Annotated in this window: 15 protein-coding genes; 8 read left to right on the forward strand and 7 right to left on the reverse strand. The window is 69.6% G+C overall.

What is annotated here, in order from left to right; genetic code table 11:
• Window positions 1-819, forward strand: a complete 819-nt coding sequence (locus AB0L65_RS36735; protein ID WP_364255120.1) for a carbohydrate ABC transporter permease — start codon at window positions 1-3, stop codon at window positions 817-819.
• Window positions 820-837: 18 nt separating this feature from the next.
• On the forward strand, window positions 838-1,716 hold the full coding sequence (locus tag AB0L65_RS36740) for a nucleoside hydrolase (RefSeq protein WP_364255123.1): 879 nt from the start codon (window positions 838-840) through the stop codon (window positions 1,714-1,716).
• Between the two features lie 3 nt (window positions 1,717-1,719).
• On the opposite strand, the gene AB0L65_RS36745 is transcribed toward AB0L65_RS36740, so the two are convergent.
• Window positions 1,720-3,228 carry a protein kinase gene (locus AB0L65_RS36745; RefSeq protein ID WP_364255126.1) on the reverse strand — a complete coding sequence of 503 codons (1,509 nt, stop codon included), beginning with the start codon at window positions 3,226-3,228 and terminating at the stop codon, window positions 1,720-1,722.
• 257 nt (window positions 3,229-3,485) lie between these two features.
• Here AB0L65_RS36745 and AB0L65_RS36750 point away from each other — a divergent pair, with 257 nt between their 5' ends.
• A complete protein-coding gene (locus AB0L65_RS36750) occupies window positions 3,486-5,840 on the forward strand; it encodes a LuxR C-terminal-related transcriptional regulator (protein WP_364255129.1) in 2,355 nt (784 codons plus the stop codon).
• 2 nt (window positions 5,841-5,842) lie between these two features.
• Window positions 5,843-7,957, forward strand: a complete 2,115-nt coding sequence (locus AB0L65_RS36755) for an AAA family ATPase (protein ID WP_364255132.1) — start codon at window positions 5,843-5,845, stop codon at window positions 7,955-7,957.
• A gap of 63 nt (window positions 7,958-8,020) precedes the next feature.
• Here the strand turns inward: AB0L65_RS36755 and AB0L65_RS36760 are convergent, their stop codons facing one another.
• Window positions 8,021-9,046 (reverse strand): LacI family DNA-binding transcriptional regulator, encoded by a 1,026-nt coding sequence (locus AB0L65_RS36760; RefSeq protein WP_364255135.1) that lies wholly within the window; start codon window positions 9,044-9,046, stop codon window positions 8,021-8,023.
• A 340-nt stretch (window positions 9,047-9,386) separates the two neighbouring features.
• Here AB0L65_RS36760 and AB0L65_RS36765 point away from each other — a divergent pair, with 340 nt between their 5' ends.
• The gene (locus AB0L65_RS36765) at window positions 9,387-10,616 is read left to right on the forward strand and encodes a plasmid pRiA4b ORF-3 family protein (RefSeq protein ID WP_364255138.1); all 1,230 of its coding nucleotides are present in this window, start codon (window positions 9,387-9,389) and stop codon (window positions 10,614-10,616) included.
• An 11-nt stretch (window positions 10,617-10,627) separates the two neighbouring features.
• Here the strand turns inward: AB0L65_RS36765 and AB0L65_RS36770 are convergent, their stop codons facing one another.
• Window positions 10,628-10,885: a winged helix-turn-helix domain-containing protein gene (locus AB0L65_RS36770; RefSeq protein ID WP_364255141.1), complete on the reverse strand. Its 258-nt coding sequence runs from the start codon at window positions 10,883-10,885 to the stop codon at window positions 10,628-10,630.
• Window positions 10,886-11,039: 154 nt separating this feature from the next.
• Between AB0L65_RS36770 and AB0L65_RS36775 the strand changes: the two genes are divergently transcribed.
• The 3 genes from AB0L65_RS36775 to AB0L65_RS36785 all read left to right on the forward strand — a co-directional run bounded on the left by AB0L65_RS36775 (window position 11,040) and on the right by AB0L65_RS36785 (window position 12,524).
• Entirely contained in the window at window positions 11,040-11,252 is a 213-nt protein-coding gene (locus AB0L65_RS36775) for a DUF397 domain-containing protein (protein ID WP_364255144.1), read from the forward strand.
• Window positions 11,253-11,334: 82 nt separating this feature from the next.
• Window positions 11,335-11,745 carry a hypothetical protein gene (locus AB0L65_RS36780; RefSeq protein ID WP_364255147.1) on the forward strand — a complete coding sequence of 137 codons (411 nt, stop codon included), beginning with the start codon at window positions 11,335-11,337 and terminating at the stop codon, window positions 11,743-11,745.
• Between the two features lie 572 nt (window positions 11,746-12,317).
• On the forward strand, window positions 12,318-12,524 hold the full coding sequence (locus AB0L65_RS36785) for a hypothetical protein (protein ID WP_364255150.1): 207 nt from the start codon (window positions 12,318-12,320) through the stop codon (window positions 12,522-12,524).
• A 59-nt stretch (window positions 12,525-12,583) separates the two neighbouring features.
• On the opposite strand, the gene AB0L65_RS36790 is transcribed toward AB0L65_RS36785, so the two are convergent.
• The 4 genes from AB0L65_RS36790 to AB0L65_RS36805 form a co-directional block, all read right to left on the reverse strand.
• Window positions 12,584-12,736, reverse strand: coding sequence for a helix-turn-helix transcriptional regulator (locus tag AB0L65_RS36790; RefSeq protein ID WP_364255153.1), 153 nt, complete (start codon window positions 12,734-12,736; stop codon window positions 12,584-12,586).
• Between the two features lie 132 nt (window positions 12,737-12,868).
• Window positions 12,869-13,213 (reverse strand): hypothetical protein, encoded by a 345-nt coding sequence (locus AB0L65_RS36795; RefSeq protein WP_364255156.1) that lies wholly within the window; start codon window positions 13,211-13,213, stop codon window positions 12,869-12,871.
• A gap of 419 nt (window positions 13,214-13,632) precedes the next feature.
• Window positions 13,633-14,082: a hypothetical protein gene (locus tag AB0L65_RS36800; protein WP_364255159.1), complete on the reverse strand. Its 450-nt coding sequence runs from the start codon at window positions 14,080-14,082 to the stop codon at window positions 13,633-13,635.
• Window positions 14,067-14,369, reverse strand: a complete 303-nt coding sequence (locus AB0L65_RS36805; protein WP_364255162.1) for a hypothetical protein — start codon at window positions 14,367-14,369, stop codon at window positions 14,067-14,069. Before AB0L65_RS36805 ends, AB0L65_RS36800 begins: the two co-directional genes overlap by 16 nt.
• Window positions 14,370-14,387 lie beyond the last annotated feature (18 nt).

The raw sequence follows: 14,387 nt of genomic DNA on the forward strand, positions 1-14,387 counted from the left end.
GTGTCCAGACGTCTGTACGCCCTGCTGGGCACGATCATCGGCCTGGCCTTCGCGCTGCCCCTGCTCTGGGCCCTGTCCAGCTCGTTGCGCGGCGGCTCGGAGATCTTCCGGCACATCTCGCGGCTGTCGTGGGAGACGCTCGTACCGGCCGATCCCACCCTCGGCAACTACGCGAGCCTGGTCACCGGCGACTTCGGCCGCGCGATACTCAACTCCCTGCTCGTGGCGCTGGCCACCGTGGCCGTGGGCCTGCTGATCTCGGCGGCGGCCGCGTTCGGGCTGTCGGCGGTGCGCTTCAGGGGCCAGGGAGCGCTGTTCGCGATCGTGGTGCTCAGCTTCCTCATCCCGTTCGACGCGATCGCGATCCCGCTCGCCACGCTGTTCCGCGACTGGGACCTGACGAACACGTACGCCGGGCTCATCCTCCCGGGCCTGGGCCACGGCCTGGCCATCTTCCTGCTGCGCCAGTTCTTCCTGGCCATCCCCAAGGACCTGGTGGAGGCGGCGCGCATCGACGGGCTCGGCTGGTTCGGCGTGTTCGCCAGGATCTACCTGCCGCTCTCGCGTCCCGCCCTGGTGAGCGCGGGCCTGACGCTGTTCATCTTCCAGTGGCAGTCGTACGTCTGGCCGCTGCTCATCGGCACCGACGCCGAGCACCAGCTCGGCCCGATCGCCTTGGCGAACATGCGCGGCCAGTTCACCATCGACTACGGGCAACTGTTCGCGGGCTCGATCGTGCTGACGGTCATCCCGCTGCTGATCATCCTGCGCTTCCAGCGTCACTTCACGCAGTCCATCGCCACCACCGGTCTCAAATAACCTCCGAGAAGGGTCTCCATGAGTTCTTCGACCATGCGCGTCATCTTCGACACCGACATCGGCTCCGACGTGGACGACGCGCTGGCGCTCGCCGTCCTGCTCGGCTCGCCGGAGGTGGACCTGGTCGGCTGCACGACCGTCTACGGTGACACGTTGCTGCGGGCGCGCCTGGCCAAGCGGCTGGTACGTCTCGCGGACCGGTCCCTGACCGTCATCCCGGGGGCGGCCAAGACCCTGACGGACCGGCCCGTATGGTGGGCGGGTCACGAGGGCGGGCTCTTCACCGATCTGGAGACCGAGGCGGTCGACCCCGGGGACGCGGCGGCGTACCTGGTGGATCAGGTGAGCCGCGCGCCCGGCCAGGTGGACGTCGTGGCGGTCGGGCCCCTCACCAACCTCGCCAACGCCCTGACGGCGTCGCCGTCGTTCGCCCGGGACGTCCGGCACCTGTGGATCATGGGCGGCCGCTTCGACGACCCCGAGCCGGAGCACAACCTGCGCTGCGACCCGGAGGCGGCGGCCATCGTCTTCGGCTCGGGGGCGCCGATCACGGTGACCGGCCTGGAGATCACCACCACGGTCCGGATGGACGCCGCCGACGTGGCCGCCGTCGCGGGGGCCGGGGCGCTGGGGGAGGCGCTGAAGGCGGAGATCGAGCAGTGGTGGCGGTTCTGGAACGAGGAGTGGAACAGCCCGCACGACCCGATCACGGTGCTGAGCATGCTGGTGCCGGACCTGTTCGCCTTCAGTCCGGAGGGCCGGGTGGAGGTGGGGGCGGACGGCTCCAGCACGTTCGTGCCCGGGGGCGGACGGACCCGGGTCACCGTCTCGGGCTCGCCGGAGCCCATCACCCAGGAGATCGTCCGCCGCATCGTGGCCGCCGCCACGAAGGCCTGATCATCATGACAACCGGCAGGCCGTCTCCTGCGAATACGCGAACTGAGGCTCCTCGGCGACCGCCTCGCGGCCCTGATACTTCCACTGGCACACCGCCGTCGCGGTGATGGGCTTGGTCGTCATGCCGAAGCACGACAGGGAGCTCCAGTTTCCGGCGGCCATGCTGTAGCCCTGCGCTTTGCAGTATTCGTGGGCGTCGTTGAAGGTGATCGAGCCCTGGGAGGGCGCCGGCGGGCTGCTCGGGGGCGGCGTGGTTCTGGTCGGCCTGGTCGTGGGCTTGCGGGTCGGCTTCTTGGTCGGCTTCTGGGTGGGCTCGACGACCGGGGCTTTCGTACGCGGCGCCCTGCGGGTCGGGCTCGACGTGCCGCGCGGGACGGCGCTCGTACTGGGCACGGCCTCGGCCGCCGGCGACCGCTCGATCTCCGCCGGTGCGGGTGTGTCCTGCGTGGTCGGCGTTTCAGGCGTGCTGGAGGAAGGCAAGGCCACGGGCACCGACGCCACCGCGGTCGCCGCGGTCGTCCCGGTCGCCTTGCTGCCGGACGCGGCGGGCACGAGCGCGAAGTAACCGGCCGCCGCGGCGGCGACGAGCAGGGTCGCGCCCGCCGTACCCATGATCAGACCGCGCCGCCGGCCGTCCGCCTTCTGAACGGCGACCGCCGGGCGTCCCGGCCGGCTCACCGGAACGGTGTTCCAGACGGGGGACGGCAGAGCGCGCAGGCGTTCGATCACCTGAGCGGCGGTGGGCCGCCGGGCCGGGACCTTGGACAGGCACTCCTCCAGCAGCGCCCGCACCGCCCCGTCCAGCCCGCCGAGGTCCGGCTCGCCGTGCAGGATCGTGTGCAGGACGGCGGGGATCGACTCGCCGGTGAAGGCGTGTTGTCCGGTGGCCGCGTAGACCATGGTCGCGCCCCAGGCGAACAGGTCGCTCGCGGGCCCGACGTCGCCGCCGGAGATCTGCTCGGGCGCCATGTAGGCGGGGCTGCCGATGGCCTGGCTGCTGACGACCGACTGGCTGAGGTCCAGCGCCCGGGCGATGCCGAAGTCGATGACGACCGGTCCCTCGGGCCCGAGCAGCACGTTGCCGGGCTTGAAGTCGCGGTGCACCACGCCGGCCTCGTGGATGGCCATCAGGGCGGTCGCGGTGTTGATCGCCAGCCGCTGCAGGGCTGCCGCCGCGCGCGGCCCGTTGTCGCGTACGGCGTCATGCAGCGACGGCCCGTCCACGAACTCGCTGACGATGTACGGCCTGCCCCCGAGAAACCCGCAGTCGAGGATCTGGGCCGTGCAGAAGGGCGCCACCCGCCTGGCGGTCTCCACCTCGTGCAGGAACCGTTTCTGCTCCCGGTGGTCGGCCATCAGGTGCGGGTGCAGGAGCTTGACCGCCACCGGGCCGCCGTCGCCGCCGCGCCCCAGATAGACGGTGCCCTGCCCGCCAACCCCGAGTCGCCCTTCCAGGCGGTAGGGTCCCGCCGTCCTGGGATCCTCGGCCAACAGGGCCAACACTTCGGCCACCAAGCCTCCAGCCCGTCAGTGGGCCAAGATCGTATCAGAGCACCGCGATGGTCAGTTAAGTGACGAGTAAGACACTCAGCGCAAAATTTGTTCCACGCGTGAGGCCGGGGTTGCCCATGATTGGGTACAAGGTCCAGATATGCCCGTTGACCAGGCATATCGTCCGGGTCATCAGCGCCCGTCATGGGCATATGTTGGTTATATCGGCTCTTGGTCGCGTACGGTGACCCACTCGCTGGAGCCGATGCGAGGCATCGATGACCATTGCCACGTTGCGCGCCTCGGCGCAGACGTACGCCGGCGGTCTGCCCGCTGAGGTGACCAGTTTCATCGGGCGTCGGCACGAAGTAGCGGCGATCAAGCGCTTGCTCTCCGAGGCCCGGATGGTCACCCTCACCGGTCCGGGCGGCGTCGGCAAGACCCGGCTGGCCCTGCGCGTCGCCACCGACCTGCGGCGGGCCTTCCCCGACGGGGTCTGGCTGGTCGAACTCGCCGAACTGGACAACCCGGCACTGCTGCCCCAGGCCACGATCGCCGCGCTGAAGATCCAGAGCCACACCGCCCGGCCACCCCTCCAGGTGCTCACCGAGCACCTGCGCGAGCGGCGGACGCTGGTCGTCCTGGACAACTGCGAGCACGTCCTCGACGAGTCCACCATGATGGCCCAGGCGCTGCTGCGTTGCGCCCCGGACCTGCGCATCCTGGCCACCAGCCGGCAGCCGCTGGGAGCCGTCGGCGAGCAGGCGTTCCCCGTGCCGACGTTGCCGCTGCCGGGCGGCGACTCCCAGCCTGAAACGGCGTCCGCCATGTCCGACGCGGTACGGCTCTTCGCCGAGCGAGCCACGGCCGTGCTGCCCGATTTCACCGTCACGAGCGAGAACCAGGACCTGATCGAGCAGATCTGCCGCCGCCTGGACGGTCTGCCGCTCGGCATCGAGCTCGCCGTCGTGCGGCTGCGCGTGCTCTCGCTCCACCAGCTGCTCGACCGGCTGGACGACCTGTTCGGGCTGCTCAGCGCGGGGCCGAGTGCCACGGTGTCCCGCCACCGGACGCTCCGCGCCCTGATCGACTGGAGTCACGGGCTCTGCACCGAACACGAGCGCCTGCTGTGGGCGAGCCTGTCGGTGTTCACCGGCAGCCTGGATCTGGAGGGGGTCGAAGCGGTCTGCGCCGGGGCCGGCATCGCCCATGACGAGATCCTCGATCTGATGATCGGCCTGGTGGAGAAGTCCGTCCTGATCCGCGAGGAACATCCGTACGGAGTGCGATTCCGGCTGCTGGACACGATCCGGCAGTATGGGCGTGAGCGCCTCGTGGCCTCCGGGCAGGAGCAGGAGCTGAAACGCCGGTATCGCGACTACTACCGGCGGCTCTCGCGTGAGGCGCAGGCGCAGCTGTTCGGCCCGGCGCAGGCGCGGCTGCTGACCCGGCTGCGCGTCGAGCACCCCAACCTGCGCACCGCCCTGGAGTACTGCCAGGCCGAGCGCGCCGGGCTCTGCATCGACATGGCGAGCGACCTGCTCGACCACTGGATCACCAGCAGCCACCTGGGCGAAGGCCGCGACTGGCTCGAACAGGGACTCGCGCAGCCCGCCGCCCGGTCCGAGGTCAGGGCCCGGGCGCTGTGGGCATGCGGCTCGCTCGCCATCATCCAGGGCGATCAGGCCTCGGCCGTCGGGTTGCTGGCCAAGAGCAGGACGCTCGGCGAGAAACTCGGGCTGGAACCGGTGCTCGGCTACGTCGCGCTCTACTCCGGAATGGTCGCCATGCACGCGGGAGACACCGAGTCGGCCGTCAAGTCCTTCGAGGAGGCGGTGACCCATCATCGCGCCGGTGGGGACCCGGCGGGCCAGGTCCAGGCGCTGACCTGGCTCTGCCTGGCGCACTCGTTCCTCGGCGGTGCGGACAGCGCCGTCGCCGCCGCCGAGGAGGGCATCGCCATCTGCGACGCCCACGGCGAGAGCTGGCACCGGGCGTACACGACGACGGCGCTCGGCATCGAACGCTGGCGCCAGGGCGACGTGCGGCGCGCGACCTCCTTGGAGCAGGAGAGCCTGCGTGTCTTCCACGCCCTGGACGACTCGGTCGGGGTCGGGCTCACGATCGAGGTGCTGGCCTGGATCGCCGCCGCACAGGAGGAGTACCCGCGGGCCGGCGCGCTGCTGGGCGTTCTGCGCAACGTCTGGGAGGCGATCGGCACGCCCCTGCTGGGATTCGGCCACCTCGTCCGGTACCACGACGAATGCGAGGACCGTACCCGCCGTGCCCTTGGCGAACCGGCCTTCCAGGCGGCCGTCAAGCGCGGGGCCAGGCGCTCCGCCGACCAGGCGCTCGCGTACGCCCTCATGGAGGAGGCGCCCTCGCCCGGGCCGTCCGGCGAGGAGGACCAGTACACGCCGCTCACCCCGCGGGAGACCGAGATCGCCCAGCTCATCGCCCGGGGGATGCGGAACAAGGAGATCGCGGCGGCGCTGGTGATCGCTCAGCGCACCGTCGAGGGCCACATCGAGCACATTCTGTGCAAACTCGGCTTCAACTCCAGGACCCAGATCGTCGGCTGGGTCGCGGAGCAGGCCCGCCGCACCGGCGAGAGGCCGCCCGGCGGCGAGTGATCATGTCCGTGAAAGACACGATCTGGAGCGCTCCGGACGCCGAGGAGCCGGCGGCGGACCGGCGGCAGGCCGACGCCTCCGGCTTCGTCGGCCGACGGCACGAGATCGCCCAGGTCAGGCGGCTCCTGGCCAAGACCCGCCTGCTGACCCTGACCGGTGTGGGCGGGGTCGGCAAGACCCGGCTGGCGCGACGCGTCAGCGAGATCCTGCCCCGGAGGTACCGGGAGGGGGTCCGGCTGGTGGAGCTGGCCACCATCGAGGATGAGGACCTGCTGGCCCCCGCCGTGGCCGCCTCCCTGGGCATCCGCGACCGCACACCGGACCTCGAGGCCCAGCTGATCGAGCACCTGGCGGACAAACAGCTGCTGCTGGTGCTGGACAACTGCGAGCATCTGCTCGGCGCGTGCGCCCGGCTGGTGGAGCAGCTGCTGTACGGCACCTCGCGGCTGCAGATCCTGGCCACCAGCCGGCAGTCGCTCGGAGTGTACGGCGAGCGGGTGCTGCCGGTGCCGTCCCTGCCGATCCCGCGGCCCGGCGACCGTACCCGCGACATCGCCCGGCGGGACGCCGTGCGCCTCTTCACGGAGCGGGCGGCGATGATCCGGCCGGACTTCCACGTCGACGCGGCCAACGCCCGGGCGGTCGCCCGGCTGGCCCGGCGCCTGGACGGGATCCCGCTGGCCATCGAGCTGGCGGCGGTACGGCTGCGGACGACCTCCGTGGAAGACCTCGTGAACGAGCTCGACGAGCGCCTGGAAGCACCGGCCCTGCCGGCTGGAGGGGCCGGCCCCGGCAGGCTGGCACGCCACCAGACCCTGCGGGCGACCATGGAGTGGAGCTTCGGGCTGTGCTCGCCCGGCGAGCGGCGGCTGTGGGAGCGGCTGTCGATGTTCCCGGGGGGAGTGGACGTGGAGACCGCCGAAGCGGTCTGCCCCGGGCAGGGCCTGGCCCGCGAGGACGTGCTGGATCTGATGATGGGGCTGGTGGACAAGTCCATCCTGGGCGTCGCGGAGCCGCACGGCGCCGGGGCGCGCCACCGCATGCTGGAGACCATCCGCGCGTACGGCCGCGAACAGCTGCCCGCCGCGCACGCGGAGGCGCTGCGCGAGCGGTACATCGACCACTATCGCCGGCTGGTCGAGCAGGTGCGCGTGGACCGGGTGGAGCCGGGCCAGATCGATCGCATGCGGAAGCTGGAGCCGGAGCTGCCCAACGTACGCGTCGCCCTCGACCTCTGCTTCGGCGGCTCCGGCGACGCCGACGTCGGTCTGGAGATCGCCGCCGAGCTGTGGGCCAACTGGCTCGTCGCCGGTGGTCTCAGCGAAGGCCGGTACTGGCTGAAGCGCGGCCTCGCGCTCGTACCCGGATCGAGCGTCGCCAGGGCGATGGGCCTGTGGGCCGACGGGCTGCTCGCCCACTACCAGGGCGATGCGGCGGCGGCCGACGCGCGGGAGTGCCTGGCGCTCGCGCGGCAGTTGAGGGACGAGAGAGCGCTCGCGTTCGCCGTCCAGCTCTCCGGCGTGGCGGCGTTGGCCGAGGGTGACGTCGAGGGCGGGCTCGCGCTCCTGGAGGAGGCCCGCACCCGGCACTGGGCGAGGGGTGACGTCCACGCCGTGGCGGTCACCCTGTATCTCGCCGCCCTCTTCGCCGCCACGATGCGCCCGGACCGGGCCGCCGGGTACGGCGAGGAGCTCGTGACGTTGTGCGAGAGGCGCAACGCGACGCTCTTCCGCGCGTACGCGCTGTACGCGGTCGGGATGGCCCGCTGGGAGCAGGGCGACTGGCAGCAGGCCGAGGCCAGGATGCGGGAGGTGGCCGCGTGCTGGAGCGCCGCGGACGACCGGTGGGGCCTTACGCAGTGCCTGGAGGCGCTGGCCTGGACGGCCGGGGTACGCGGCCGGTACGAGCGGGCCGCCCGGCTGCTGGGCGCCGCCCACCTCCTGTGGGAGGCGGTGGCCTCCTCCCCGACGCGGCTGCGCTACCAGGCGAGATCGCACCAGGAGTGCGCCGAGCGGGCCCGCCGGGAGCTGGGGGCTCAGGCGTTCACGGCGGCCTTCCGGGACGGCACGCGGCTCGGGCTCTCCCGGGCGATCGCGTACGCGCTGGAAGAGCCCTGACAAGCCGCTGCCCGCGCGGCACGCGTGGCCGGGTGATCAGCGGGGCAGGCTGGGGCCAGGGGATCAGTGGTGCAGGCGGGGCTCGGGGCAGCCGCAGGAGCCACGGGTGACCAGCGTGGCGGAGAAGATCTTGGTCACCGGCTCCACCCCCTCCGACTCGATGGCGCCGACCAGCGTCTCCGTCGCGTGACGGGCCATCTCGTCTATCGGCTGGCTGATCGTCGAAAGCCCGGGCACCGTGTACGCCGCCTCCCGCGCCCCGTCGAACCCCACCACCGCCACGTCCCCGGGCACCCGCAGCCCGAGATCGGCGGCGGCGCGCATCGCGCCGATGGCCTGGCCGTCGATGGAGGCGAACAGGGCCGTGGGACGCGAAGGCGACGACAGCAGCCGGAGCGCGGCCTCGTAGCCACCCTCCAGACTCAACTCCCCCTCCTCGACCAGCCCCGCCTCCGACCCGGCAGCAGCCTCGGCCTCCTGGAGCGCGCGGCGCCAGCCCGCGGCCCTGAGCCGCACCGGGGTGATGTCCAGCGGGCCGCCGACGAATCCGATGCGGCGATGGCCGTGCTCCAGGAGATGCCGGGTGGCCTGGTAGCCGCCCTCCTCGTCGTCCACCGCGAGCCGGGAGAAGAACGGCGGCGCCGCGTGGTCGATGGTGACCACCGGAACGCGTCCCCGCATCTCCTCGGCCTGATCGGCCGAGACCGGCACCCGCATCAGCACCAACCCGTCGACCTGCCGCTCCAGGAACCCCCTGACATAGCCCTCCGCCCGCGCCGGATCCTCGGCGGAGTTGCCGAACAGCACCGAGTAGCCCCGCTGCCAGGCCACCTCCTCGCAGGCCCGGGTGAACTGGCCGAAGAACGGGCTCTTCCCGCCGGCGCTGTCGGAGGCGATCACCCCGATGGTCCATGAGCGCCGCGAGCGCAGCGACCTGGCCACCGCGTTGGGGCGGTAACCGAGCTGCTTGATGGCGTCCAGCACACGCTGCCGCGCCGCCGCCGAGACCGGCCGGGGCCCGTTGTTGATCACGTAGCTGACCACGGCGGGCGAGGTGCCCGCCAGCCGCGCCACGTCGTTGCGCGTCACCACTCGCGTCTCACTCCGGCATTCACGAACCCAGCTTATGGGCCTGAGCACCCCATACAGGTCTACGGGTGAGCGGCGCCCGCCTGGGCGCGGAGGTCACAAGCGGCCGAGCATGGTGATCAAGGTGGGCCGGCGCTTGTGGCGCAGGCCCATCCCTCAACCCGTCGGCGTCGGCTCGGCGGATGTGCGAGACCAGCGCGGCCAGGCTGTCCTCGCCGTGTTCGCGCAGGAAGCGGGCCAGCTCGGAGACCAGCTCGGGGTATTCCTGCCGCAAGGCTCGTCCACGTTCCGCGTCCACGGACTCCAGCGTAAGGGCGTGTCACTGGTGTTAGCTGGATGGGTGCATAAGGTAGAGAACTCTCCGGTGGTGCGGGAACTGCGCGCTTTCACCGAGTGGGTCGGCGCGGGCCGGAAACTGACCGCCACCGGCCAGATCACTCTGGCCGACGCCAGGACCCTGGTGGACCTGTTGGACACCGGTGACGTGGTCGACCCGGACATCGGTGGGAGGGTGTTCAAGACCACGTCCAGCGCCGAGCTCTCCGGGTTGCAGAGGGTCTTCCTGTGGGCCAGGGCCGCCGGCCTGGTGCGGGTGGTCAAAGGACGGCTGGTCCCGGTGAAGAAGGCCGCCCCGACGCTCGCTTGCCCGGCCGCGCTGTGGCAGGCGGCGTTCGAGGCGTTCCCACGGCTGGCGGAGGCCGTGTGCCCAGCCGGGTGGTGGACCTCGCCGTTGCACGAGGAGTTCGCACCTGTGGTGCATACCCTGCTGACCCGGTTGTACGGCGGGTCCGCGCCGCTGACGGAGCTGTACGAGCTGTCCTGGGAACGGGCGTCGGCACCGTTCCTCATCGAGAAGCCCGAACGCGCCCGGAAAACCAACGACCAGGACACCGAACGGATGCTGAGCGCGCTGGCGCACCTGGGAGCGATCGAGCTGACGAACGGGGAAGCCGCGCTGACCCCGCTCGGCCAGGAGGAGATACGGCGCACGCTGGGGGAGGCCGCTCCGGGGGAACCGGTGTACGAACTCAAGGTCACGCTGCTGGACACCGAAGACCCGGTGGTGTGGCGGCGGCTACGGGTGTCAGCCGGGATCTCGCTGGAGCGCCTGCACCGCATCCTGGCCGTGGCCATGGGATGGGAGGACTATCACCTGCACGTCTTCACCATCGGAGAGCGGCGCTACGGCCGGCCCTCGCTCGAATGGGACGACGGCCTGCTGGACGAGACGACGACCACCCTGGCCGAGGTGGCGGGCGGCGCGGGCGCGCGGATCAGCTGGGAGTACGACTTCGGCGACAGCTGGGAGCACGAGATCGTCTTCGAGCGGGCGGTGGTGGCCGAGGAGGGTGTCCGGTATCCGGCGGTCGTGGCAGGAGAAGGCGCCTGCCCGCCGGAGGACTGTGGCGGGACGTGGGGATACCGCGAGTTCCGGGCCGCTCTGGCCGACCCCCGTCATGAGGAGCACGAGCACCTGGTGCGATGGGCGGGGCTGACCAGCGCCGCGGAATTCGATCCGAGGCGTTTCGATCTGACGGCGGTCCGGCGAGCGGTGCTGACCATCGCGTGACACCCGCTTCCTCAGGCTCCGTTGTCGCCACGATGTATGACGACGGAGCCCTTGCCGCGCTTGGTGATGATCAGCCCTTGCTCTCGAATGATCTTCATGGCAAGGCGCACAGTTGGCCGGGCGACGCCGAACTCCTGTTCAAGGGCCACTTCGGATAGGACGGTTTGCGGCGGGTAGACGCCAGATCGGATGCGCTCGCTAAGGATCTGCGCAATCTGCTCGTACTTGTAGAGCGTCGCGTCCCATTCGATGTCTTCGGAGTTCGTCACATACATAACGCTACGAAGCCATTGACGTGCAGGCATAGAACTGCTAAGGAGCTCTTGAGAGCTCATATCTATAGACATGACCTTACAGGTTTGGCTACAGTGGGTGACGCTTGGCGATCCAGTCAGCGCTGGCCATACGGAAGGAGATCACGCAATGGATCTGTACGTCGGACAGCTGGGCGACCTGCCCTTCACCAAGATGTGCGGCGGAACCCAGCAGGAGGGGGAGATGGAGAGCTGCGTCCTGATCGCCCCGATCCCCGGCGTAGCGGACGCCTACGCCCTGCGTGACTCGAAAAACCCGGACGCCGGGACCCTCCGGTTCACTGGTGACGAGCTTCGCGCGGCCGGGATAGCCACCATCTAGGCATCCCCGAGGACGGCGGTCCCTGCTTGATCGAAGCAAACAGGGGCCGCCGCCTCCCAGAATCGTACGGTAGCGCCTCGCCATGCACTGGCACGCCTACCGCTGGATCGGCGCCGGAGCCGATCGCGCCGACGAGGCCGAGCGCCGTCCGAGCTCGTCCGACTTCCTCTCTTCGGTGCTGCCGCCGATGCGGACCGGTGACTGGCTGGCCAAGCCCGCATCACGCATCGCGGCGACGATTCACGAGGCCGAACAGGCGGTGGACTGGATGGCGGGCGAGTACGCGAAGGTGCGCGAGGTGCTTCTGCTGCCCGAAGGGGTGCCTCTGGAGGACCGGCTGGAGACCGCCCTCGATCTGCTGCCCCGCGGTGTGGACGTGCAGTGGGGCGAATGGCTGCAGGGCGGCCGGTTCGCCACGATCGGCGTGATCTGCCGCCCGAACCGGCATGTCGCCCACCCCTGCCCGGCCCGCTCAGGGAGAACACCGCGTTGAGCGACGTCCCGTCGCCCGGAGGCGGAATCACGATCGGCCTTGGAGGTCGGCATCACGATGGAGGAATTTCACGGCCCGCACGTGAAGCCACTGAGAGGGGGCCACGTGGCCATCGACTGGTCCAGCCCGATGACCAGATGCAAGTCCGTCAGGGTCCGCGGCCACACGTGCGAATGCCTGCCGACGGTGTACGAGCTCTGCTCGGCGGGCGGCCTCGGCCATATCCGCCGAACGGAGAGGTCGGCCAAGGGCGACCGGGTCAGTGAGAGCCCTTGGCTTCGGGACGCGGAGGTGAAGCACCTGTGGCGCAACCTCCTTGAGGGAGGCGCACGGTAGCGTTCCCGCAGGTGAACGAGCGGGGCGGCGTTCTGGAGGAAAGATCGGCCCGGAAACGCGCTATATCATGCTCGGCCGCTCAGTGACGGCCGCCGATAACGGCTGGCTATGGCGAGCCGCCGTACGGCGGGAGGGACAGCCTCTACCTCGACCCGGTCGACGGAGGCTCCGAAGATCGGCTCATCATCAATCGCACGTACTACCTTCGAGGGCTGCCCAAGGACTCGCTCAAGAAGGTGATCGCCGAGGTGAAGGCGAACTGGAAGAGCCAAGGCCACCACATTCAGGCCGAGTCCGAGAACGGCCTGCAGCTCTACGGTCGCTCGCGCCCTGACGACTTCTATATCACCATCGGAAGGTCGGAGGGCGACGTGCTCACCCTGGGCTCCACCTCCACCTGCCTGTGGCCCAACGGTACCCCCGAGCCCTCCTCCACACCCTGAACCCGGCAGACCTTCTCTGTTGGATGATGCGTGATCGAAGAGGCGTCCGGCTGCGCTGTCTACAGGCTTCTCGGTGAATCGAGAGACCCCACCTCGCCATGCTCGATCCGCGAAACCGGGGCAACACTCACATCCATGATCGCTGCAACGGCTTTCTGCCCCAAGCCGCGTTCTTCCCGCGCTTCGGCCAGCGGATGTTCTCCGTGTACCACCGCTTCCAGTTGCCTGCCTTGTCACCGCCCAAGGCGTTTAAAGGGAGCGGCCCCGCCTGAGACTCCGTGTGTGAAGGGCAGCCTCAGACGGGGCTGGTTTGCCGTCCTGTGATCGGTTGGCCTCCCGGGTCGCTAGTTGATCACTTCGGGTGGGAGCCCGCCGAGCCTGTGCAGCAGCTCGGACTGCATGGTGGCGAAGCGGTCGTTCATATGGCGGCGAAGGCCGGCGAGTTCGTCACCGAGGGCCGCGAGGTCTTGTCTCATCTCGGCCCGGATGTCGGCGAGTTCCGCCACCACCAGGGCAATGCTGATCGTCTTGGAGCTGTCGTCTCCGGGCTGCATGCTCTCCTCGAGCGCCCGGATACGCGTTATCAAAGCGAGGATCTGTGCCTCTATGTTCACCGCATTCCTGCCTTTGCGAAGGTGGGAAGGGCAATCCCGCACCAGTGCGCGGATGCAAGGTCTGACGGTGAGCACAGTGCCACACCGTTGGAGTTCGTGCAGGTCATCGCTTCGTGCTCGGGTGTGATTGTTTCTACCGGCGTCCGGTGTGTTTCTCCCCCGGGATGTGAATAGGTGCCGGCGGCCCGGGCGCGAAAGGGGCCCGTTCTGGCGAATTGGGGGCAGGGTGGATGTGAGTTCGGCTGAACGTCTTGGGCACCGGTGTGCCGACGATCGACGCAGATGACGCAGCGGTGAGGTCGCTGGTAGATGAGTCAACGACCAAGAAGCCCAACGAACACGGAGACCCTACTGGTGGCAGTGCGGGCGGATTTGACCGGTGCGCGGTGGGCGGTGCTGGAGCCGCTGCTGCCTGTTCGGCGCAAGCCGGGACGTCCTGCGATTCCACGATCTGCCGGGTACCTCAGCCTCTGCGGAGCGAAGACATGTGCTTTCTAGACCTTGAGCCACTGGATCTGCCGCGCCCCCAACTCAACGGCGGCCTTGCACAAAGCGGGAATGTGGGAGCCGTCGGCAGTGAGCAGGCGGCCCGGGGCGTTGGCTGAGGCCGCTGTAGCAGTCACGAGCGCGTCGACGACGTTGCTATGACCATCGAGTCCGGCGTATTCCAGCAGCCCCGCCGCCAGATCGGCCAGTTGCTCGGTGACAGGCACGATCACCAACCGAGAGCGGAGCCAGCGCATGCGTGCCGCCGCCTGTCCGGTCCTGCGTTGCTCGGCGAGGGTGACGACACTGATGGTTGCTGCATACCCGTCCTCGCGAGACACTTCCACCAGGTCCACGGTGCTGGCGTGGTTGTCGGCCAGGAGCGAGAGAGCCTGAGCGTCGAGCACCAGCAGCGGCCCGGCAGTTGTCACCGGGAGTTGCTTCAGGCGTCGCGCCACCGACGCCTCGCTTGCTCCAATCGCTCTTCACTGATAGGGCCGTGCTGCCGCTCGTACTCATCGACTATCTCGCCCGTCTTCATCAAAGCGAGCCAGTGTTGGGCGGCTTTGGCCATGAAAGCGGAGAATTCACCACGGCCGATACGCGCATCGATTTCGGCGGCGAGTTGCTCCGGCATGCTGATGGCCTTTTTGACCTTCGGGCCAGGTACGTCGTGGGCAATATAGAGCGCGGCCCGAGATGATTCCGTGCAGTCGGGCATGGCTTCGCTTGCTGCAGCGTTCATGCCCTCATCATACCATTG

It is taken from the genome of Nonomuraea sp. NPDC052116, from assembly GCF_040680035.1.
Lineage (GTDB): Bacteria > Actinomycetota > Actinomycetes > Streptosporangiales > Streptosporangiaceae > Nonomuraea > Nonomuraea angiospora_A.

Bases quoted from the DNA above. Each gene is read 5' to 3' on its own strand.
- AB0L65_RS36780 (WP_364255147.1), top strand. From the start codon at position 11,335: ATGCACTGGCACGCCTACCGCTGGATCGGCGCCGGAGCCGATCGCGCC.
- AB0L65_RS36775 (WP_364255144.1), top strand. From the start codon at position 11,040: ATGGATCTGTACGTCGGACAGCTGGGCGACCTGCCCTTCACCAAGATG.
- AB0L65_RS36750 (WP_364255129.1), top strand. From the start codon at position 3,486: ATGACCATTGCCACGTTGCGCGCCTCGGCGCAGACGTACGCCGGCGGT.
- AB0L65_RS36755 (WP_364255132.1), top strand. From the start codon at position 5,843: ATGTCCGTGAAAGACACGATCTGGAGCGCTCCGGACGCCGAGGAGCCG.
- AB0L65_RS36740 (WP_364255123.1), top strand. From the start codon at position 838: ATGAGTTCTTCGACCATGCGCGTCATCTTCGACACCGACATCGGCTCC.
- AB0L65_RS36805 (WP_364255162.1), bottom strand. From the start codon at position 14,369: ATGAACGCTGCAGCAAGCGAAGCCATGCCCGACTGCACGGAATCATCT.